General features: G+C 39.3%; 19 protein-coding genes. 18 read left to right on the top strand and 1 reads right to left on the bottom strand.

The genetic code is table 11. The features are described from left to right. Positions 1-41: 41 nt before the first annotated feature. The 9 genes from prmA to MST17_RS07290 all read left to right on the top strand — a co-directional run bounded on the left by prmA (position 42) and on the right by MST17_RS07290 (position 7,951). On the top strand, positions 42-944 hold the full coding sequence (gene prmA / locus MST17_RS07330; protein ID WP_168377617.1) for a 50S ribosomal protein L11 methyltransferase: 903 nt from the start codon (positions 42-44) through the stop codon (positions 942-944). Between the two features lie 18 nt (positions 945-962). Further along, complete coding sequence (locus MST17_RS07325; RefSeq protein WP_180003876.1) at positions 963-1,847, top strand: DUF3426 domain-containing protein; 885 nt, start codon at positions 963-965, stop codon at positions 1,845-1,847. A 393-nt stretch (positions 1,848-2,240) separates the two neighbouring features. Next, the gene (fis, locus tag MST17_RS07320; RefSeq protein ID WP_001086304.1) at positions 2,241-2,510 is read left to right on the top strand and encodes a DNA-binding transcriptional regulator Fis; all 270 of its coding nucleotides are present in this window, start codon (positions 2,241-2,243) and stop codon (positions 2,508-2,510) included. A 95-nt stretch (positions 2,511-2,605) separates the two neighbouring features. Continuing rightward, positions 2,606-4,180, top strand: a complete 1,575-nt coding sequence (gene purH, locus MST17_RS07315) for a bifunctional phosphoribosylaminoimidazolecarboxamide formyltransferase/IMP cyclohydrolase (protein ID WP_180027013.1) — start codon at positions 2,606-2,608, stop codon at positions 4,178-4,180. Positions 4,181-4,312: 132 nt separating this feature from the next. Further along, the gene (gene purD / locus MST17_RS07310) at positions 4,313-5,596 is read left to right on the top strand and encodes a phosphoribosylamine--glycine ligase (RefSeq protein WP_078193712.1); all 1,284 of its coding nucleotides are present in this window, start codon (positions 4,313-4,315) and stop codon (positions 5,594-5,596) included. An 86-nt stretch (positions 5,597-5,682) separates the two neighbouring features. After that, a complete protein-coding gene (locus MST17_RS07305) occupies positions 5,683-5,982 on the top strand; it encodes a hypothetical protein (RefSeq protein ID WP_180027012.1) in 300 nt (99 codons plus the stop codon). Positions 5,983-6,048: 66 nt separating this feature from the next. Further along, positions 6,049-6,795 carry an IS5 family transposase gene (locus MST17_RS07300; RefSeq protein WP_026056797.1) on the top strand — a complete coding sequence of 249 codons (747 nt, stop codon included), beginning with the start codon at positions 6,049-6,051 and terminating at the stop codon, positions 6,793-6,795. 19 nt (positions 6,796-6,814) lie between these two features. After that, positions 6,815-7,381 (top strand): hypothetical protein, encoded by a 567-nt coding sequence (locus MST17_RS07295; RefSeq protein ID WP_180027300.1) that lies wholly within the window; start codon positions 6,815-6,817, stop codon positions 7,379-7,381. Between the two features lie 87 nt (positions 7,382-7,468). Next, positions 7,469-7,951: a GNAT family N-acetyltransferase gene (locus tag MST17_RS07290; protein ID WP_257246882.1), complete on the top strand. Its 483-nt coding sequence runs from the start codon at positions 7,469-7,471 to the stop codon at positions 7,949-7,951. A 247-nt stretch (positions 7,952-8,198) separates the two neighbouring features. Here the strand turns inward: MST17_RS07290 and MST17_RS07285 are convergent, their stop codons facing one another. Next, positions 8,199-8,522, bottom strand: a complete 324-nt coding sequence (locus MST17_RS07285) for a pyrimidine/purine nucleoside phosphorylase (protein ID WP_180007759.1) — start codon at positions 8,520-8,522, stop codon at positions 8,199-8,201. Positions 8,523-9,178: 656 nt separating this feature from the next. On the opposite strand from MST17_RS07285, the gene MST17_RS07280 reads away from it, so the two are divergent. The 9 genes from MST17_RS07280 to MST17_RS07240 all read left to right on the top strand — a co-directional run bounded on the left by MST17_RS07280 (position 9,179) and on the right by MST17_RS07240 (position 21,270). Further along, complete coding sequence (locus MST17_RS07280) at positions 9,179-10,051, top strand: MetQ/NlpA family ABC transporter substrate-binding protein (protein ID WP_180007758.1); 873 nt, start codon at positions 9,179-9,181, stop codon at positions 10,049-10,051. 75 nt (positions 10,052-10,126) lie between these two features. Beyond that, positions 10,127-11,152, top strand: a complete 1,026-nt coding sequence (locus tag MST17_RS07275) for a methionine ABC transporter ATP-binding protein (RefSeq protein WP_168377623.1) — start codon at positions 10,127-10,129, stop codon at positions 11,150-11,152. Then, positions 11,149-11,844: a methionine ABC transporter permease gene (locus tag MST17_RS07270; protein ID WP_078188742.1), complete on the top strand. Its 696-nt coding sequence runs from the start codon at positions 11,149-11,151 to the stop codon at positions 11,842-11,844. The genes MST17_RS07275 and MST17_RS07270 overlap by 4 nt, the downstream gene beginning before the upstream one ends. A gap of 365 nt (positions 11,845-12,209) precedes the next feature. Next, positions 12,210-12,572 (top strand): hypothetical protein, encoded by a 363-nt coding sequence (locus MST17_RS07265; protein WP_257223247.1) that lies wholly within the window; start codon positions 12,210-12,212, stop codon positions 12,570-12,572. A 273-nt stretch (positions 12,573-12,845) separates the two neighbouring features. Then, entirely contained in the window at positions 12,846-16,418 is a 3,573-nt protein-coding gene (gene dnaE / locus MST17_RS07260) for a DNA polymerase III subunit alpha (protein WP_180027301.1), read from the top strand. A gap of 51 nt (positions 16,419-16,469) precedes the next feature. After that, positions 16,470-17,312, top strand: coding sequence for an RNA methyltransferase (locus MST17_RS07255; RefSeq protein ID WP_180027302.1), 843 nt, complete (start codon positions 16,470-16,472; stop codon positions 17,310-17,312). Then, positions 17,305-18,114 carry a serine O-acetyltransferase gene (cysE, locus tag MST17_RS07250; RefSeq protein ID WP_111883774.1) on the top strand — a complete coding sequence of 270 codons (810 nt, stop codon included), beginning with the start codon at positions 17,305-17,307 and terminating at the stop codon, positions 18,112-18,114. Before MST17_RS07255 ends, cysE begins: the two co-directional genes overlap by 8 nt. A gap of 106 nt (positions 18,115-18,220) precedes the next feature. Next, complete coding sequence (locus MST17_RS07245) at positions 18,221-19,135, top strand: ABUW_2363 family tetratricopeptide repeat lipoprotein (RefSeq protein ID WP_180027303.1); 915 nt, start codon at positions 18,221-18,223, stop codon at positions 19,133-19,135. A gap of 167 nt (positions 19,136-19,302) precedes the next feature. Further along, positions 19,303-21,270 carry an esterase/lipase family protein gene (locus tag MST17_RS07240; RefSeq protein WP_373685425.1) on the top strand — a complete coding sequence of 656 codons (1,968 nt, stop codon included), beginning with the start codon at positions 19,303-19,305 and terminating at the stop codon, positions 21,268-21,270. Positions 21,271-21,364: the final 94 nt, after the last annotated feature.

Genomic DNA, 21,364 nt, shown 5'->3' with positions numbered 1-21,364 from the left:
CGTTACAATAGCTTTTTATAAAACTCATTTAGGTTATGTCCGTGAAGTGGTTACAAATTCATATTACTGTTGAAAAAGCTCAAGTTGATTACACTGAAACGCTGCTCAGTTCTTTAGGTGCAGTCAGTGTCACGCTAGATGATGCAGAAAATCAGGATTTACTTGAACCACTTCCAGGTGAAACACCACTTTGGAATAAAGTGATCGTTACTGGTATCTATGCACAAGAAGATGATGAAGAAATTGATGTTGCTGCATTAAAAACATTTATTAAAGCTCAACTTCCTGAAGCACTAATGCGTAGCGAATTCATTGAAGACCAAGAATGGGAACGCACATGGATGGATGCTTACGAGCCTATTAAAATTGGTGAAAAATACTGGATCGTACCAGAATGGATGGAAGCACCAGAAGCAGACGCCGTAAACATCAAACTAGACCCAGGTCTGGCATTTGGTACTGGTAACCATGCATCAACATTCTTATGCCTACAATGGTTAGGTAAAGTTGATCTTAAGGATAAAATCGTAATCGACTACGGTTGTGGTTCTGGTATTTTAGGTGTTGCCGCTTTACTTTTGGGTGCAAAAAAAGTTTATGCCACTGATATTGACCCACAAGCCGTTTTAGCAACACAACAAAATGCAGAATTGAATGGTGTACTGGAAAATCTGTATGTAGGCCTACCTGAAGAGTTCAACCAAGAGCTCGCTGGACAAAAAGCCGATGTGTTTGTTGCTAATATTCTTGCAGGCCCTCTAATGGCCTTGGCTGCAGAATTCTCAACTTTAATTAAATCTGAGGGCGAGTTCGCACTTGCAGGTGTAATTGAAGAGCAAGTTTCTGATGTTTCTAGTGTTTATTCTGAATTTTTTGATATATTAGACGTAGAAAAACGTGACGAAACATGGTGCCGAATTTCGGGTAAACGCCAACAGTATTAAAATTTAAAATGTGTACTTATGAGCGACAAATTAACTAACTGCCCAACTTGTTTTACAACATATAAAGTAACTGTTCCGCAGCTTACTGTCGCTCAGGGCATGGTTTGTTGCCCAAAGTGCTCTACATCTTTTAATTCACTGTCTCATTTGGTGGTAGATAAAGCGTTGTCTTTTTCTACCCCTGAGCAAGAAAATGCACCTCAAAAAAACTCCAATACTATTATTAATGTCAGCGAATTTAATAATACGCTTACACCAGTGACTGTTGAAGAAACACCAACCCACCATTTATTAAAACTATTTGATCAAAAAGTCGAAAACTCTAATATCGATCTAAAAACTTATTTAAATAACTTAAATTATTTCAGCACCGAACCGATCGGCAACCTTCCTGCTGTAAATTGGGCAGAACAGGCTGAAAAGGATAAAAAACGTACCCCACTGAACTATTTTATGTGGTTCTGTATTAATGCCTTCTTATTTGGTGCACTTATATTCCAGTTTTTCTGGTTCAATCCTCAATATTTAAAAAACAGCCCAGTAATGGGTGCTGCATTCACAGCAGTGTGTGATGTCTTTAATTGTTCACGTCTCGAAGAACACTACAGTTTAATTAGTACCAAAAAAGTCAAAATTCGTAGCATTGGAAATAATGAAACACGTTTTACTGGTGAAATGATCAATTTTCATGACCGTAGCCTTGCCTTACCCAATATGAAAATTTCACTAAAAGAAAATGGTACTGAAATAGCAAACTATACGCTTTTACCTGAAGAGTATTTGGACGAAAGTCTGCATGGCATCCAACGGATCCCAAAAAGTAGTCCTTTTAAATTCCAATTTAGCCTACCAATTGCACGCAAAAGCTTCGATAATTATTCAATTGAGTTGATTCGCCCCTAATATTGAAAAAAACTATTAAAAAAGTAAAAAAAACATAAAAAAAATGCAGTTTTCTTGCTCACTTTTTCCTAGACAATGGTATGATACGCGCCACGAAAGCTTTGTGCTGCAAACTCCTCGCTAATTTTTCACAACAAATACAATCCCAACCGTGCGCTTTAATATTTATTGCGTATTGAGTAGATTTTTTGTTTGTTTTTTTAGGCTGTAACAATTATTAATCTATTGTTACGCTTATTTTTCGAACAATTTTGCGAGTTGTGTCAAGCTACAAGTAATGTACAAGTTTTAGAACTCCGCATTAGGAACTAAAACGGAGTTCATTCAAGTTTATAGACCACTTTTAACAAATCACTTTACCCAAGTGATATTTGATTTTTCGGATTAATTCGCATGAATAGCAAATCTCCTATTTTTACTGCACAATCTGATGTCGCTCTTCGTATTCACGTAGATCGCGCAGTTCGCCATTACTTTGCACAATTGCAAGGCGAGCAACCATCTCAGGTATACGATATGGTGCTGGCGGAAATGGAGAAGCCTCTTCTATCTGTAGTTCTTGAATATACACGTGGTAATCAAACCCGTGCTGCTGAGATTCTCGGCTTAAACCGTGGTACTTTACGTAAAAAGTTGAAAGCTCACGGTTTAATGAGTGAATAAATGATAAAATGCTTGCGGCTTCCGCAGGCATTTTTTTTAACCTGCATTTTGCTAATTTTGTTTTAATCTGTTCCTTGAAAACTGTGACGAAGATCATGACTATTAAACGCGCTTTAATCTCTGTGTCTGACAAGACTGGAATTGTTGAATTTGCACAAGAACTTACTGCTCTAGGGGTAGAAATTTTATCTACTGGCGGAACATACAAATTGTTGAAAGACAATAATGTTGCCGTAGTTGAAGTTTCAGAGCACACAGGTTTCCCAGAGATGATGGACGGCCGTGTAAAAACGCTACATCCGAAAATTCATGGTGGTATCTTAGCTCGTCGCGGTCTAGACGAAGCTGTGATGGCTGAACACAACATCGATGCAATCGATTTAGTTGTTGTTAACCTTTATCCTTTCGCTGCGACTGTGGCTAAACCGAACTGCTCACTTGCTGATGCGATTGAAAATATCGACATCGGTGGTCCGACTATGGTTCGTGCTGCTGCGAAAAACCATGCATCTGTAGGTATCGTAGTAAATGCATCTGACTATGGAACTGTTGTTGAAGAGTTAAAAGCTGAAGGCGCATTATCACATGCAACTCGTTTTGACCTTGCGGTTAAAGCATTTGAACATACTGCACAGTATGACGGCATGATTGCATCTTACTTAGGCGCTCGCGTAGGTAAGGAAGAAGGTCAAGCAGATAAATTTGCGCGTACTTTCAATACACAATTAAATAAAGTTCAAGACTTACGTTACGGTGAAAACCCGCATCAATCTGCTGCTTTCTATGTAGAAGACACAGCAACTGAAGCATCTGTTTCTACTGCGAAACAACTTCAAGGTAAAGAATTATCTTATAACAATATCGCAGACACTGACGCTGCACTTGAATGTGTAAAATCATTTGCTAAGCCTGCATGTGTCATCGTAAAACACGCAAACCCATGTGGCGTAGCAGTATCTTTAGACGGCATCCAAGCGGCTTATGACCTTGCTTATGCAACTGACCCTGAATCTGCATTCGGCGGCATCATTGCATTTAACCGCGAATTAGATGTTGCAACTGCGCAAGCCATTGTTGACCGTCAATTTGTTGAAGTGATCATTGCTCCAAGCGTTGCTGAAGGCGTGCTTGAAGTGACTGGCGCGAAGAAAAACGTACGTGTACTGGTATGCGGCGAGCTTCCTGCAATTACTGAACGTAAAGCTCAGTTAGATTACAAACGTGTGAATGGCGGTTTGTTGGTTCAAGACCAAGACTTAGGCATGATCACGAAAGATGACCTTAAAGTTGTGACTAAACGTGCGCCAACTGAAGCAGAAATTGATGACTTGATCTTTGCTTGGAAAGTTGCGAAATACGTTAAGTCTAACGCTATTGTTTATGCAAAAGGTCGTCAAACCATTGGTGTTGGCGCAGGTCAAATGAGCCGCGTTAACTCTGCTCGTATTGCTGCAATTAAAGCTGAACATGCTGGTTTAGTGGTTGAAGGTGCGGTAATGGCATCTGACGCATTCTTCCCATTCCGTGATGGCATTGATAACGCTGCAAAAGCGGGCATCAAATGCATTATCCAACCGGGTGGTTCTATGCGTGATGACGAAACGATTGCTGCAGCTGATGAAGCTGGTATTGCAATGGTCTTCACTGGCATGCGTCATTTCCGTCACTAAGTTGGCAACTTGATCATGACAATTAAGCACAGTCTTTTGCTTAATACACTAGATTTCTAATCTTGCATAAAGTCCTCTCCTGCTTTCAGGTTGAGGACTTTATGTCATTTTCGATTCATGGAGTATGAACCGATGAATATTTTAGTTTTGGGTAATGGCGGTCGTGAACATGCATTGGCATGGAAAATCGCACAAGATGACAAAGTTGCAAAAGTATTTGTAGCACCGGGCAATGCGGGTTCTGCAACTGAAAATAAATGCGAAAATGTTGCCTTAAATATTTTAGACAATGCTGCGATTATCGACTTTGCTAAAAACAATGCGGTGGATTTAATCGTGGTTGGCCCTGAAGCACCGCTTGTAAATGGTGTTGTGGATGCTTGCCGTGAAGCGGGTGTAAAAATTTGGGGCCCAACTCAATTTGCTGCACAGCTTGAAGGCTCTAAAGCATTTGCGAAGCACTTCTTAAAACGCCATAACATCCCAACTGCTTTCTATGATGTATTTACAGAAGTAGATGCAGCAAAAGCATTTGTTGAAAAAAATGGTGCACCAATCGTAATCAAGGCAGATGGTCTTGCTGCGGGTAAAGGCGTAATTGTTGCCATGACCAATCAAGAAGCATTTGATGCGATTGATGACATGCTTGCAGGCAACAAATTTGGCGATGCTGGCTCACGCGTTGTCATCGAAGAGTTCTTGGCAGGTGAAGAAGCATCTTTCATTTGCATGATTGATGGCGACAACATTTTGCCAATGGCAACGTCTCAAGATCACAAACGTATCTTTGAAGGTGACCAAGGTCCAAACACTGGCGGTATGGGTGCTTACTCTCCTGCGCCTGTTGTGACTGCTGACGTATTTGAAAAAACCATGAATGAAGTGATGCGTCCTACCGTTGAAGGTATGAAAAAAGACGGTCATGTTTATACAGGTTTCTTATACGCAGGCTTAATGATTGATGAACAAGGTCAACCAAAAGTGATCGAGTTCAACTGTCGTTTTGGCGACCCTGAAACTCAACCAATTATGATGCGTTTAAAATCATCTTTAGTTGATTTGGTTGAAGCTGGTATCGCTGGTAACTTACCTGCGGAAGCTGAATGGGATGAGCGTAAGACTGTAGGTATCGTACTTGCATCTAAAGGCTACCCAGAAACTTCTAGCAATGGTGATGTGATTTCTGGTTTAGACACAGAAATGGCTGATGCAAAAGTATTCCATGCAGGTACAAAAGCGCTTGAGAATGGTGACATTGTGACTGCTGGTGGTCGTGTACTTTGTGTGACTGCTCTAGGCAACACGATTGGTGAAGCACAAGCCAAAGCGCTTGAACTATGCGAAAAAGTGACTTTTGATGGTGTTCAATACCGTAAAGATATTGGTTACCGCGCAATTGCGCGTGAAAATGCTTAATCTTAATTTAAATTAAATAAACAACCCGCCGAGTGCGGGTTTTTTTTGATATATTCAATTAAATATCAAACAAATACTTTATTAAAATGATCTTTAATTTATTTAATCGACCATCTGAAGAAATACAATATTTAGGGACACCTTATACTCAAGATTGTTTAGACGCTATTGGTGTCATTCTCCAAACTCAAACATATATTGAAAAAGCATTACTTTTATCTTGCAATCAAATACATGCATATTTAATCAAATCTAATAGAAATACTTACATTATCAGATCAGGCTTTAGTTCAGGCTATTCTGGTGAAGGACCTAAAGGATTAGCATCATCACTGCAACTTCTTTTAAAGCACAATATAGAAGTTGAAGAAATTAGGGTCTGTTGACATTTGTTGATTAAAAAAATAGCGAGATAGTAAAATTAAATCGCCAAACCCAATTTTACACTCGCTATGCCTCGAACAATGCTAAATGATCAACACTGGTCCAAGTTACTTGCTATTTTCCGTCACTTTAATATTTATCTCAAATTAAATTTACGGAATTTTATTGAAGCGATTTTATTTCGAATTAGAACAGGCTGTCCTTGGCGTGATTTACCTCAAGAGTTTGGTAAATCAAATTCTATTTTTAAGAAATATAATCGATGGTCTAAAAATAGTAAGTTTATGAATATTTTTAAATTATTCAGCCAGCATGCTGATAAAGAGTGGATTTTTATCGATGGGAGCCATGTACGAGCGCATCAACATTCAGCTGGTATTAAGAATCAAAGTATTTCCAAAAGTATTGGTGGTAATAGTTCAAAAATACATTTAGCAATCGATTCAAATGGTAATCCTATTGAATTTATTATTTCAGATGGAACTTCACATGATATTAAGGTTGCACCTGATCTTGTATCAAAATTAGATTTAACAGAGTCAGAAATGCTATGTGCAGATAAAGGCTATGATTCAGAAAGTTTCAGAAAGAAAATTAGAGAAAGTAATACGAAAGCAAACATTCCTCGAAGATCAAATGCCAAATCTAGCAATGATGATATGGACTGGTATATGTATAAAATCAGACATTTAGTTGAAAATGCATTTTGTAGATTAAAACAATTTAGAGGAATTGCCACAAGATACGATAAGCTAAAACGTAACTATCAAAGCGCTGTTGCTTTAGCTTGTATATTTATATGGTTGCCTCTTTAGCTCAATTTATCGGCTGTAAATGTCAACACACCCTAATATTTCTGAAAAATTAATGAAGAAAGTAAATCATAGTTCATTATCAGATGCAGATCTTGAAACAATGTTCACAGCTAGAGTTGTAAGGCCAATTAACATATACGAATACATCTATGCAATTTATAAAACTACGGAATACCAAATCAATAATGACCGTTTCTATCCAACAGAATTACCTTTCCACTTGGTTGATTCTCGAATTTTCGATCTTGCTCTTAAATTTAATGATGATCCCAATTACTCAATCTTAACGGCATATACAAGATTAGAAGATATTGTCAAAGATAAAATTAATGATCATAGTCTGTTTTCTAACAGTCTTTTAAAAACCGCATTCATTTCAGATAAACAACGCAAATCAATTTATTCATGGGATACAAACAATGAAAAGGTTTCAAATGCCCTAGGTTGTCTATTTACCAATATATTTACTGCTTATAGAAATGAACGTGCACATAGTGAAGTTGATAAGCCTTATTCACAACAAATACGTGAATTTTTATTGATTAATGAACTATATTTATTAGAAAGCAAAGCAATTAAAAGATAAAGATGAATTAGCATGAATCAGTTTATCGCAACGCCTCGCCTCATCCTCCGCCAATAGAAAGACTCCGACACTGCCCCATTTATCCAAATGTGTGCAGATGACGACGTCATGCGTTATTTTCTAAAAAAACTCGATGCTTCAGAAGCCACCACATTTATGCAGCGCCTACGCGATGCAATAGAAACACGTGGTTGGGGTTTATATGCCGTTGAGTTGAAAGCCACAGGCGAATTTATTGGTTTTATCGGCTTACACGTACACCCACCTGAGTTTGAAATAGTCGATGCACCTGAAATCGGCTGGCGACTACTACCGCAATATTGGCATCAAGGTTATGCCACCGATGGAGCAAAAGCTGTACTCAAACATGCTTTTAGAAACTTAAGACTAGATAAAGTTATTTCCTTCACTGCAAGTTTGAACACACCATCAGAACGTGTGATGCAACGCATTGGTATACAAAAAATCCGTGAATTTAATCATCCACGTGTAGCTGCGGATCACCCATTAAACCGTCATGTACTCTATGAAATACAGCGTAGTGACTATTTACACATTCCATTTTGCTAATTGAATATTTATTCACAGCAAAACCAAAGCACATTAACTCTGCCAAACAGTGGTTATAGATGATGTTAAAAAGCTTAATTTTAGTCACCGCAGGATTTCGTATAAGACAGCAAAATCATTCATGTAATCATATAAAAAACCCCGCTAAGTGCGGGGTTTAAACTCTAAACATAACAATTGCTATGACTTAGAAATAAAAAATCATAAGTTGGAAAGCTGAAGCAACTGCAAACCTGTCTAAGCATGCTTAATCAAAATGGCATACATAATCAACGACATCAGTACATTGCACTTTAAAAATAGAATCTTGTGGAACAATAAAGCTTTCGCCAGACGTATATTGAACAAACTCGCCCTGCTCCCCAATTTGCACGACACACTGCCCAGATGTGATTTCAACACGCTCTTTCACATGTGCCTCAAACGTCATGGGTTGGTTTGATGGCAAAAATACACCGATGGTTTTTTGACTACCATCTTCCATTTTTAAAACATGGCTCACCGATCTACCGCCATCATAATGAACCGTAGGCTTTTTTACAACTGAGACGAAATCAAACTGATTTGACATAGCGTGCCTCACATAGTAATTTATTATGATCAATTATTAAGCAGTTTATATTAAACAATGTAGCGGATTCAATATTCCTCAGATTTAGATCTAAGATTTTGAAAAACCATGAATCAGAGTTGAACTTCAAATATATCAATAAAGATTTCAATGCAGATTAGATTGAAGCTCTCCGTTATTTTCACATATGAATGTTACAAATTTTGTGAATGACAGGACTTATTTCATTTTTATCATATTTTCAGCAATACATTTTAAAATTTGTTATATATACCTAAACATATACAAATGACGTACTTAAATAGTTTAATTATAAATAATATATTGTTTTTACTTATTAAATTATTTAATTAAACATATTCCATTTACATTTTTGCTGCTAAGCATAACTTTTTAAATCACTATATTGAATAATAAAAAATTGATATGATGCCTAGCGAAATATAGAGATTTACTTTATTAAATCTTTTGTTTACAGCAGCTTGCAATGGCTATCTTTTCCCATTTGGAAATAGACTCAGATCTAATTGTATAAGTCTGTGTAGCATTTTAAATTATTAAGCATCTATCAGCCTGTCTGATAAAAGACTTAAGTAAATCTCTCCATAATATGATTTGTGAATTTATTAATTTTATAAATTTACTCGGGTGAATATATGAAAAAGCTCCTAGGATTAGTTCTCGGTTTATCTGTTGGCCTTTCAGGCTGTGGTAAACAAGAAGCTCCTGCAACTGACGCCGCACAACAAAAAGACACTGCAGAAGTGCAAACCGTTACCATGGCTTCGACTGGTTCAGATGCTGATATTTGGCGCTATATTGCTACGCTTCCTGAAACTAAAGAAGCTGGCATTAAACTTGAAGTGAAAAACTTTACTGACTATGTGTCTATGAACACTGCTGTAGCGAACAAAGAAATTGATGTTAATGCATTCCAGTCATATGCCTATATGGTTGCGTTTAACGACAACAATAAAGATAAAATTGCACCGCTTTCGACAACTTATTTAGAACCAATGGGTATCTATTCAAGCAAAGTTAAAAAACTTGAAGAGTTTAAAACAGGTGCAACCATTGCGATTCCAAATGATGGCGCAAACGAATCACGTGCATTGTTACTACTTCAATCTGCTGGCTTAATCAAACTTAAAGCTGATTTTGACGATGTAAAAGGTACACCTGCTGACGTCACTGAAAATGCGAAGAAAATCGTAATCAAGCCAATCCAAATGGCGACTGCGGTTCGTGTTAAAGACGAAGTTGATGCGATTGTTTTGGGTAATACCCTTGCAATGGAAGGTGGTTTAAACGTACTGAAAGATGCGGTTTACTATGAGCCAATCGATCAAAGTACAAAAATGAACGTGAATATTCTTGCTGTTGCTGCTGACCGTCAAAATGACCCAGTTCTACAAAAAGTGGGCGCGCTTTACCACACTCCAGCAGTTAAAGCTTACATCGATGAACATTTTGGTGGTACTAAAATTGATGTAAACAAACCAACTAGCTACCTCACTGAAGCAAAATAGTAATATAATTTCTTCAAATAAACAGGCAAAGTTTACTTTGCCTGTTTTTTCATTTTTGAACCCTTTTTTGACGCTATGATCCAATTTAAAAATATCTCCAAGCATTTTGAGCTAAAAGGCCAAACCGTTACAGCACTGGATCAGATTAATCTGGACATTCCAGATGGCTGTATTTTCGGTTTAATTGGCTACAGTGGTGCAGGCAAAAGTACCTTAATCCGTTTAATTAATTTGCTAGAACGTCCGAGTGAAGGGCAAATTATTATTCATGATAAAGACTTTACTGCTTTAAATTCGGCAGAGCTGCGTCAAGAAAGAACCAATATTGGCATGATCTTCCAGCACTTCAATTTACTGCAAACCAAAACAGTTGCAGAAAATATTGAAATGCCGCTTAAACTTTTAGGTGTGTCTAAAGCTGAACGCCAAAAACGTTTAGAAGAGTTGCTCGAATTTATTGACTTAAAACATAAGAAAAATGCTTATCCAGATGAGCTCTCTGGTGGTCAAAAACAACGTGTCGGGATTGCCCGTGCGCTTGCCAATCATCCTAAAATTTTACTGTGTGATGAAGCAACATCTGCTCTCGATCCGCAAACCACCAAATCGGTATTGGCGTTATTAAAGAAAATCAATCAAGAACAAGGCATTACCATTGTCATGGTCACCCATGAAATGGATGTGATTGAATCCGTTTGTGATTATGTTGCGGTAATGGAACAAGGGAAAGTCATCGAACATGGCTCAACTTTAGAGATTTTTAGTCAGCCAAAACACAATACAACGAAAAACTTTATTCAAACTGTATTACAGCAACAGCTCCCTGTTAATATTTTAAATAATTTAGAAAATCAAAATCATAACAGTATTTATTGTTTAAAATTCCTCGGCAGTTCGGCACAAGAAACTGTGATTCAGGCGGTAATTAAACAGTTTGATATTAGCCTGAATATTTTGTTTGCCAATATGACTGAAATTAATGGTGCGGTGATTGGACAAATGTTCGTTCAGCTATTAGGTGATACAGCATTGATTCAACAAGCGGTGGCGTTCTTAGAACAACATGGTGTTGAAGTCACTCAAGCAGGAGTTCAGCAATGAGAGATTTAATTGTTCAATGGCTGACTCAAATTACAGCACCCTTTTGGAAAAGTTCTTTGTCTATGGATCAGTTCGTCACTGCCCTACAAGAAACTTTTCACATGGTGTTCTTTGCCATGCTCTTCGGCTGTATTTGGGGTTTTATCCAGGCCGTGATCTTATATGTCTCACGTCCACAAGGCATTTTGCCTAACCGTGTCATCTACCATGGTTTGAACCCGATAGTGAATGCGCTGCGTTCATTGCCATTTATTATCCTCTTGATTGCGGTCATTCCTTTGACCAAAGTCATTGTAGGGACATCAATTGGGACTTGGGCTGCGATTGTTCCGCTCACAATCTATGTTGGTCCTTACATTGGTCGTCTGATTGAAACATCGTTGCTCGAAGTAAATGACGGCATTATTGAGTCTGCTCAAGCAATGGGTGCATCTCCGCTGCAAATCATTACTAAATTTGTCCTACCAGAGTCTCGTAGCTCTTTAATTTTAAACTTAACGACTGCAACCATTAGCTTAATTGGTGCAACAGCCATGGCGGGTGCAGTAGGTGCAGGCGGTATCGGTGATCTTGCCATTTCTTATGGTTATCAACGTTTTGATAGTAGCGTGGTCATCATGACCGTGATTGTCTTGTTGATTTTGGTGCAAATTGTTCAAAGTCTGGGAGACTGGTTATCAAAACTGCGCTAAGCCTGCATAATTCATATATTTAAGCTCTCTTCGGAGGGCTTTTTAATGTTTAAGATTTGGTTTTTTTTTAAGCTAAAATTAAACCAAAATTTTTTTTAGTTTTAAATTATTTTGACGGCAAATTAGCAACACCATAAAATTTAAAATATAACCTTCAATATTACGTTTACAAAAACTTGATTGAGTACAAAATATCAAAAGAACAGGATTTTATATTCCCCATGCAAACAATACTGCTAACACAAATTTTACGCTTAACTTTTTTCACAACGTGGATATTGATCACTTCAGCAGCATCTGCATCCATTGCTGATTATGACTATGTCACTAGTATTAAGGTAAATGATGTTGACTTAGCCTGACCCTTGCCTGCATCAAAAGCAAATGCATTAATCAGCAAAAATCCAGTAAAGCTTAAATATGAATATTCAGAATGTGCCGGCAATACTGAATTTCATGTCACATCAAAAGGTAAATTTCTAAAATTTGAAATTTATGCTGAGGACAATTCTCAAGTTAAAAATGATTCATTCTATAAAAATAAAAGCAGCTTCGCCCAACTTGGACAAACCAAAGGGAATGTTTGGATGGAATGGGATAAATCCACTCAAATACGCGTTAAAATTCAAATTGGGTCAAAACATCGGATAAGCCAATATGACTATCAACAATTTGTAAAAGACTTTACCAAAAGTGCAAAATTAGCCAATCCAAATGAAGTGGCTTAAGTGATTTTACTCTCACCGACTCATGCAAAATCCGTGCTGAAAGAGCCGCATAACTATGATTTACCCTATATTGGCAATCTAGCCTTCAACTTTAAAAATAGCAAATTAATAGCTTTTTCAGTTAATCAAGGTATTGCTTGCTAAACCGTGATTGTCATACAGCGTTTATTGCTTAAACAGTGAATTTATAAATCTGCATAAAGCCATGCAATAAACGCAAGTTTGATCTCAGAGCATGCTAAAATCAGCAGCTGTTTTCGCAGGGACTCATCTATGCACTTTGTACATCTTGGTATTTTTACAGAATTTTCCATTACTGAATCTATTGTACGTATACCTGATCTTGTAAAAGCTGCAGCTGCAGATGAAATGCCCGCTCTGGCCATTACTGACCTTTCAAATCTACATGCTGCTGTAAAATTCTATAAAAAGTGCTTAGATAAAGGCATTAAACCCATATTTGGTTCAACCATTCGTTTGAATGATGCTGAACACAAAGCTACTCTTCTAGCGATGACCAATAAAGGTTGGCGCAGTCTAACAGAGTTGGTTTCTGAAGGTTATATTTCAGGTCAACAGCTTGATATTCCTTGCGTAAAAAAAGATTGGATTTTAAATCAACACCAAGACTTGATTGTTTTACTGGGTATGCAAAGTGATGTCGGCAAAATGCTTTGCTCGTCCAACCCGCAAAAAGCTGAACCTCTGTTAGCTGAATGGGTCGAAAAATTTGGCAATCGTGTTTATCTAGCGATTACACGGACTGAGCGCTCGGGTGAAGAAGACTTTATTCACGAAGCAGTAAAACTTGCGAAGAAATTTAACATTGGTGTGGTTGCTCATAACGATGTGCATTTTATACGTAAAGAAGATTTCGAGGCACATGAAGCACGTGTTTGTATTGCCGATGGTTATGTCCTTGGTGACAATCGTCGCCCTAAAAATTATAGCCCTGAACAATATTTCAAAACTGCAGCGGAAATGACTGAGCTCTTTTCAGACATTCCAACGGCTATTGAAAACACCTATCACATTGCACGACGCTGTAATGTGTCATTACGTTTAGGCTTCCATGACCTTCCCGATTATCCAATCCCTGAAGGTCATACCATTGACACCTATTTTGAACATTTATCAAAAGAAGGTTTAGAAGAACGTTTAGCGCATTTGTACCCTGTCGAACAACGTGGTGACGACTGGCCAGAAATTCGTAAGCCTTATGATGAACGTTTGGCTTATGAAGTTGGGATCATCCTGACCATGCAATTCCCAGGTTATTTCCTAATTGTCATGGACTTTATTCAATGGTCTAAAGGTAATGGCGTCCCTGTTGGTCCAGGCCGTGGTTCGGGTGCAGGTTCCTTGGTTGCCTATAGTTTAAAAATTACTGACCTAGACCCACTACGTTATGACCTACTGTTCGAACGTTTCTTAAACCCTGAACGTGTATCAATGCCCGACTTTGACGTCGATTTCTGTATTGCAGGTCGTGACCGTGTTATTGACTATGTTGCACGCACCTATGGTCGAGATGCGGTCTCTCAGATTGCAACTTTCGGGACCATGGCGGCAAAAGGTGCAATTCGTGACGTAGCCCGTGTCTTGGGTAAATCTTATGGTTTGGCTGACCGTATTTCTAAAATGATTCCGACCAAGCCTTTAGGTTTAAGTTTGGAAGAATCCATTGAGGCCGAACCACAGCTAAAAGATATTGTCACCAACCCATCGAATCCAGATAACGACGATGCAGCCGAAATTTGGGAAATGGCACTCAAACTTGAAGGCATTACCCGTAACACAGGTAAACATGCCGGTGGTGTGGTTATTGCACCAACTAAGTTAACTGACTATTCGGCTGTCCTATGTGATGCAGATGGAACTAACCGTGTAGCCCAATTCGATAAAGACGATGTGGAAGCTGCAGGTCTAGTTAAATTCGACTTCTTGGGCTTACGTAACTTAACGGTAATTGAAGATGCCATTAAGCACATTAATGCCCGTCCAGATATCACTACACCTGTCGACATTTCCTTGATTCCTTTGGATGACAAACCTGCCTATGCTGTGTTCGCAGATGCAAATACCACAGCAGTCTTCCAGTTTGAATCCGTCGGCATGAAAAAAATGCTGAAAGAGGCACGTCCAAGTAAGTTCGAAGAAATTATTGCTTTCGTGTCTTTATACCGTCCAGGCCCGATGGATCTGATTCCTGACTTTATTTACCGTATGCATGGTGGCGAGTTTGAATACTTACATCCATTACTAGAAAGTGTCCTTGAACCGACATACGGCATTATGGTGTATCAGGAACAGGTAATGCAGGCAGCGCAGTTCTGTGCTGGCTATAGCTTGGGTGGCGCGGATTTACTTCGTCGTGCCATGGGTAAAAAGAAAGTCGAAGAAATGATTAAGCACCGTCAGATCTTTACTGAAGGTGCTGCAACCAAAGGCATTGATGCGGATACGGCCAACCATATCTTCGACTATATGGAAAAATTCGCAGGCTATGGTTTTAACAAATCCCATGCCGCAGCCTATGCCCTTGTTGCATATCAAACCGCTTGGTTAAAAGCACATTTCCCTGCTGAATTTATGTCAGCGGTGATGACCTCGGAAATGCAGAACACTGACAACGTGGTGTTCTTGATCGATGACTGTCGAATTAACGGTCTTGAAGTTTTACCGCCATCAGTCAATATGTCTTTGTACAACTTCCATGCCAGTGATCCCGAAACGATCGTATACGGTTTAGGTGCGATCAAAGGTGTCGGTGAAGCTGCCATGCAGTCTGTGATTGACTCACGTATCCAAGATGGTCCATATAAAGACCTGTTTGACTTCTGTCATCGTATTGACCTGAAAAAAATCAATAAGCGTACCCTTGAAGCATTGATTCGTGGCGGCGCACTGGATTGTTTAGGTTTAGAACGTGCTGACTTGATGGCACAGCTCCCTGAGGCCGTTCAAGCGGCGGATCAAGCACGTACCAACCGCGAAACAGGCATGATGGACCTGTTTGGCGAAGTAGAAGAAGTTCAGCGTAAACCAGCCAAACCAGTCAAACCTTGGTCTGATGAAGTTCGTCTTAAAGGCGAAAAAGACACACTCGGCCTATATTTAACAGGTCACCCGATTGATGTGTATCGCCCAGAGTTAAAAGCCTTTATTTCACAGCGTATTAATGAACTTACGCCTACACGACGTGGTGTCACTACAGTATTTGCAGGCCTAGTAGTCGATGTTGCCAACTTCCCAAACCGCATGATGGTAACGCTAGATGATGGTACTGCACGTATTGAAGTGTCTGCGAATCACGAACGTTTTAACCGCTTCAAAGACGTGATTCAAAACGAAAAAGTGGTGGTAATTGAAGGTGAAATTTATGAACGTGAAGGTTTTGATCGCCCAATGGGTCGTCTAACTAAAGCCTTCAGTCTGAATGAAATCCGTCAAAAACGTGCCAATGCGATTCAAATCAAATTAACGCCGGAACATTTTAGTAAAACGCTCTCACGCGATATCCAAAATATTCTGCTGCCTTTCTGCAATGTCGATATGTGTACGCATATTCCCGTGCAGTTATATATTGACTACCCATATGCGACGGCTGACATTCATTTGGGCTTAAACTGGAAAGTTGCCCCGCTAGATGAGCTACTGTCTAAGCTGCGTGACTACTTTGGTAAAGAATCTTTGCATGTTGAATATCATGTCAAATCCAAAGCAGCCAAAGCGGTGAGTTATGAACAAGCTTCTATTCCTGCGCAAGTTCCTCCACCGCCAGATGGGATGAGCATGGATGATGCCATGGATTTATACCAAGCAGAAGCCAATCAATTTTCTTAAAGTTTAAACGCTGTTTGAACTGCTTTTTTAAATAAACATATTGGAAATATCATGAATCAAACTGACAATGCTGCGGTTTCAGCACATCTCTCCCATGTGCGTATTGTCATGGTGAATACAACATTACCCGCAAATATTGGTAGTGCATTACGTGCCATGAAAACCATGGGACTTTCAAAGCTGGTCTTAGTTGCACCTAAGACTTACCCGCATCCTGACATTAATGCTTTGGCTGCCGGTGCTGTCGATTTAATTGATCAAATTGAAATCGTTGAATCATTAGAAGATGCCATTAAAGATTGTCATATTGTCTTTGGGACCAGTGCGCGTAGTCGTACCATCCCATGGCCATTACTTGACGCTCGCCCTGCTGCTGAAATGTCTCTCAAAGCGGTCTGTGAACAACAACAAGAAATTGCCGTGGTATTTGGCCGTGAAGACCGTGGTTTGACCAATGAAGAATTGGCAATGGCCAACTACCATGTCACTATTCCAGTAAATACTGAATATGGCGTCTTAAACGTTGCTCAAGCGATTCAAGTCATTTGCTATGAAATGCGCATGGCCGCCCTTGCACATACCGAGTTAACTGCAAATCCTGATGCCAACATGCATGTTACCAATAACATCGATATGGAATGGGACGAACCTTTGGTGACCCATGAAATGATGGAACAGTTCTACCCGCATATTGAAAAAATGCTGGCAGAGATTGAATTTATGGATCCAAAAAATCCAAGATTATTACCTTTACGCTTGCGTCGCCTATTTGGACGTATACAATTAGATCGTATGGAATACCACTTATTACGTGGCATCTTTAGCCGAGTACAGGCATTAAATAACGGAACATGGAAAAAATCTACAGACAATGAGGATCAATCTAATGCTTAAGCAGCTCAAAGAAGATATACAGGCTGTATTCGCGCGCGATCCTGCTGCACGAAATACGCTCGAAGTCTTAACGACTTATCCAGGAATTCATGCCTTAATCATGCATCGTATGGCACATGAACTTTGGAAAAAAGAGTGTAAAGGCTCAGCTCGTCTATTGTCTTCTTTTAGCCGCTTTGCCACAGGCATTGAGATTCATCCGGGTGCGAAAATCGGTCGTCGTTTCTTTATTGACCACGGTATGGGTGTGGTGATTGGTGAAACAGCTGAAATTGGTGATGATGTCACCCTCTACCATGGTGTGACCTTAGGTGGCACGACTTGGAACAAAGGCAAACGTCACCCAACTTTGGAAGATGGTGTAGTGGTTGGCGCTGGTGCAAAGATCTTGGGCCCATTTACGGTGGGTAAAAATGCCAAAGTCGGTTCAAATGCCGTCGTGACTAAAGAAGTTCCTGCAAATACTACTGCTGTGGGCAATCCAGCACGCTTTATCACCAAAGATAAACCAAAAGATGAAGCGGAAACACGTCGTCGCGACTATGCAGAAAGTATTGGTTTTCAGCCTTATGCTGCAACCCAAGACCAAACTGACCCGATGTTAGAAGGTATGCGTGTATTGTTAGATCGTATTCAGCACAATGAAAAACGTATGAATAATTTGTGTCAGCGTTTGTCTCTCCTTGACCCAACGTTCAAAAAGCAACAGCTTAATGAACAACCTTTTAGTCAGGAAGAACTTAAAATCATTGAAGATGTGCGCCGCGAATGCGAAGCTCAAAGTAGTCAATCTAAGGCTTAACCAAAAGCAATCAGAATAAATTGCCTTTAACTTGCATGTTGTTCAGAGTTTTTTTAGACTGACCAACATGCTTTTTTGTATAAAATAAATTTAATGGATGAATAATATGACGCTTAAGCCCTTGGCAGTTGCTTGTATTGCTTTAACCCTTGCCGCTTGTGGAAGCGCCCCAACTAAAAATAATGCTCCTAAAGATGCCATGATTTTTGTAGAGCCTGAACTGACTCCACCTTTCTACGCACTCAACCCATTTAACTACGATGCACCACCTCCTTTTGAATTAAATTTACAAAAAGCTGCAGCACAGCCTGTGACTAAGATGGTGGTAACTAGCCCAACCGACCCATCTAAGCAATTAACCCTTGAAGAAAACCGCCTGATTATCCCCACTGTTGACAGCAAAGAACGTTCGATGAAATTTGCTGCTTTAGCAGGTGACAATGAAATCGACATTACTGAAATTGATGATTTCTTACAGCTTGTTGAAGGTAAAGCACGTCACTATCCACCACGTTTTGTTCAACGCCAAGAACGCAAAGGGTTTGAGCTTAAACTCAAGGAAGTTACGCAAAAATTAGATACGCTTGCGTCTAAAGACAACGCCTCTTTTGATATTTTAGTTCGTGCATTTAAAGCCAGTGTGATGGCACGTAACCTTGATTTGGGTTCTGTGTACACAACTAAATCATTAACTTACGCACAACGTATTTTAAAAATCAACCAAGATGATGCAGAAGCAAACTTCTGGTTCGGTTTCGGTTTATCTGAAGGTGGCGGTCAACGTGAAGCGATTCCATACCTAGACAAAGCGATGAAAGCGGGTGTTCAAGAAGCGTATCTTTCTGCAGCAAATAACTACATTGCGATGGAACAAAAAAAGAACGCAATTCAGGTCTTAAAGAACTATAAAGTGAAATACCCACAAGAAGGCGAAGTCGCTGACCGCTTAATTCAAGAAATTGAAAAGCAAGGCCGTTGGAATGTTTGGCAAGTTCTAAATCCACCTAAAGCTACATCTTAATTGTAACGATTTAGAAAATTCTTTTGAAAAAAGACCGTTTTAACGGTCTTTTTTCATTTAAGGCGAATTGAAAATCCTGACAATTATCGTATGATTTGAAAATATTCAACCCAATGTGCGACCCCTTTATGCAGCTAAATACTAAAACAATACTGCTCCTTGGAATCATGAGTACCAGCGTACTGAGTGGATGTCAGGTCGTCAGTGTCAAAAACCAAAAACTCAACGTTTCTATTGCCAATGAACGTGAAAGTATTATTTCTCGAAACAAACTCAGCGAAGCCAGTTTAAATGTCTTGTCGATGACAGGTCGTGAAGCCAAAGCGTGTATAGAAGACCCGAAAGCCTGTGTTGATGAACTACAACAGATCCCTCAAATTCAAGATGAACAATTATTGTCTACGGCAAGTGAATTATATTTAGCCAAAGCCATCGAATATGAGTCTTCTTCAGCCTGTAAAATAGGTTTACTGAGTAGCCACAAATCAGAAGAAAAACAAAAAATTGAGCAAGACACGTATAACAAATGTTTAGATCAACAGCTGACACTATTGGATAAGAGTATCCGCTATAGCTATGCCTATATGTTTAAAACCAAACGTGCGCCTGCTGACCGTATTTTTGATAACCGCCAAGTTCAAATCCGAGATTTCTATAATCAAGGGATTGCCAAACTGGTCAGCAGTTATGCACTACGTTATAAACCTCAAGAAGTCACCCAACAGATCAAAGTCGGACAAACCACCTATCATATTGACTTCAGCCATTACCCAGAACTCAAAAATCGTAAAATTGAACAATTGATGTCAACCTATAACCTCAACTTCTCAGGTTTACGTTCAATTACCCGTCGTGATGGTTTTGGTTCCGAATTTCTTGTGGTTTTACCCGAAGAACATACGGTTGAAACAGGAAAAGCCAAATACATTATCAACCCAATAGATTTTAAATATCCGTCTGGTTCAAACCCTAATATCCATCAAGCGCGCTATTTAGCTGCAACCTTAACGGCTGAACCTCTAAGCACCACAACTTCAGTTGATCAAATTTTGAATCAGCATGAGTTTCAAATTAAGGCTTACGACCCGTACAAATATGAACAGGTCAATATTGCCAATAAAAACTATGCCCTTGCAGCCAATTTTTCTGCACCTTATGGTCTTTGGTTAGCACAAAACAACTTGGGCAAGGCAGCGTATTTATCCCTAATTGACCGTGATGAAAAACTCACGATGCCACATCTATACATGCTTGAACCATATAATCCTGACAAAAAAGTCATCGTCTTGGTACATGGTCTTGCTAGTAGCCCTGAAGCATGGATTCGTCTCACCAACGATATTATGGGCGATTCTGTGCTACGTGAGCATTATCAAGTGTGGCAAGTGTTCTATTCAACCAACATGCCGATTATTGAAAGTCGCTTCCAAATATATTCCATATTGACCCAGACCTTTAACAAAGTCGACGCCAATGCTGCAGCTAAAAAAGATGCGGTTTTAGTTGGTCATAGTATGGGCGGAATTATTGCTCGACTACTGGTTAGCCAAGCCGATACCACACAATCTGCTTTGAAAATGATGAACTCACGTCAATTAAATCAGTACCGCAATATTCCAGTCGTGAAGCAGCGTATGGTGATTGACGATATTCCAAATTTCAGCCGTGCGATTTTCTTGGCTGCACCGCATCGTGGTACTGAATATGCAGATCGTTGGTTTACCAAAGCTGCTCGAAAAATCATTAAACTTCCTGGCGCTTTCTTATCGGCTATGGGTGATGTATTAACTCAAGAAGAAGACCTGAAAGATTTATTCCGTGAAATCGACCACGGCTTAATCCAAAATGGACCAAGTGACTTAAGCCACCAATCCAAATTTATTGCGCTCACTGAAGATATTCAGCCGCGTAAAGGTTTGAAGTTTCACTCAATTATGGGAAATAACACCAACAGCCAAGATAAAAATGTAATATCGGATGATGTCGTGCCATACACCAGTGCGCATTTAGAGGGTGCTGTTTCAGAAAAGATCATTAAAGGTGGTCATTCAATTCAAGAAACCCCAGAAGCTGTACTCGAACTGCGCCGTATACTACGACTGCATTTGATTGAACTTGGCCTCTATAAACCATAATGCAATACAGCATTTAATTCGATCTACATATTTTAAAACCGATCTCAAGATCGGTTTTTTTATTTCTGCATTTACTTGAATATGCCAATATTCA

This window comes from Acinetobacter sp. YH16056_T, assembly GCF_024605895.1.
GTDB lineage: Bacteria > Pseudomonadota > Gammaproteobacteria > Pseudomonadales > Moraxellaceae > Acinetobacter > Acinetobacter amyesii.
This window is presented reverse-complemented; position numbering and strand designations above follow the sequence as displayed.

Bases quoted from the DNA above. Each gene is read 5' to 3' on its own strand.
- MST17_RS07325 (WP_180003876.1), top strand. From the start codon at position 963: ATGAGCGACAAATTAACTAACTGCCCAACTTGTTTTACAACATATAAA.
- fis (WP_001086304.1), top strand. From the start codon at position 2,241: ATGAATAGCAAATCTCCTATTTTTACTGCACAATCTGATGTCGCTCTT.
- purH (WP_180027013.1), top strand. From the start codon at position 2,606: ATGACTATTAAACGCGCTTTAATCTCTGTGTCTGACAAGACTGGAATT.
- purD (WP_078193712.1), top strand. From the start codon at position 4,313: ATGAATATTTTAGTTTTGGGTAATGGCGGTCGTGAACATGCATTGGCA.
- MST17_RS07305 (WP_180027012.1), top strand. From the start codon at position 5,683: ATGATCTTTAATTTATTTAATCGACCATCTGAAGAAATACAATATTTA.
- MST17_RS07300 (WP_026056797.1), top strand. From the start codon at position 6,049: ATGCCTCGAACAATGCTAAATGATCAACACTGGTCCAAGTTACTTGCT.
- MST17_RS07295 (WP_180027300.1), top strand. From the start codon at position 6,815: ATGTCAACACACCCTAATATTTCTGAAAAATTAATGAAGAAAGTAAAT.
- MST17_RS07290 (WP_257246882.1), top strand. From the start codon at position 7,469: ATGTGTGCAGATGACGACGTCATGCGTTATTTTCTAAAAAAACTCGAT.
- MST17_RS07285 (WP_180007759.1), bottom strand. From the start codon at position 8,522: ATGTCAAATCAGTTTGATTTCGTCTCAGTTGTAAAAAAGCCTACGGTT.
- MST17_RS07280 (WP_180007758.1), top strand. From the start codon at position 9,179: ATGAAAAAGCTCCTAGGATTAGTTCTCGGTTTATCTGTTGGCCTTTCA.
- MST17_RS07275 (WP_168377623.1), top strand. From the start codon at position 10,127: ATGATCCAATTTAAAAATATCTCCAAGCATTTTGAGCTAAAAGGCCAA.
- MST17_RS07270 (WP_078188742.1), top strand. From the start codon at position 11,149: ATGAGAGATTTAATTGTTCAATGGCTGACTCAAATTACAGCACCCTTT.
- dnaE (WP_180027301.1), top strand. From the start codon at position 12,846: ATGCACTTTGTACATCTTGGTATTTTTACAGAATTTTCCATTACTGAA.
- MST17_RS07255 (WP_180027302.1), top strand. From the start codon at position 16,470: ATGAATCAAACTGACAATGCTGCGGTTTCAGCACATCTCTCCCATGTG.
- cysE (WP_111883774.1), top strand. From the start codon at position 17,305: ATGCTTAAGCAGCTCAAAGAAGATATACAGGCTGTATTCGCGCGCGAT.
- MST17_RS07245 (WP_180027303.1), top strand. From the start codon at position 18,221: ATGACGCTTAAGCCCTTGGCAGTTGCTTGTATTGCTTTAACCCTTGCC.
- MST17_RS07240 (WP_373685425.1), top strand. From the start codon at position 19,303: ATGAGTACCAGCGTACTGAGTGGATGTCAGGTCGTCAGTGTCAAAAAC.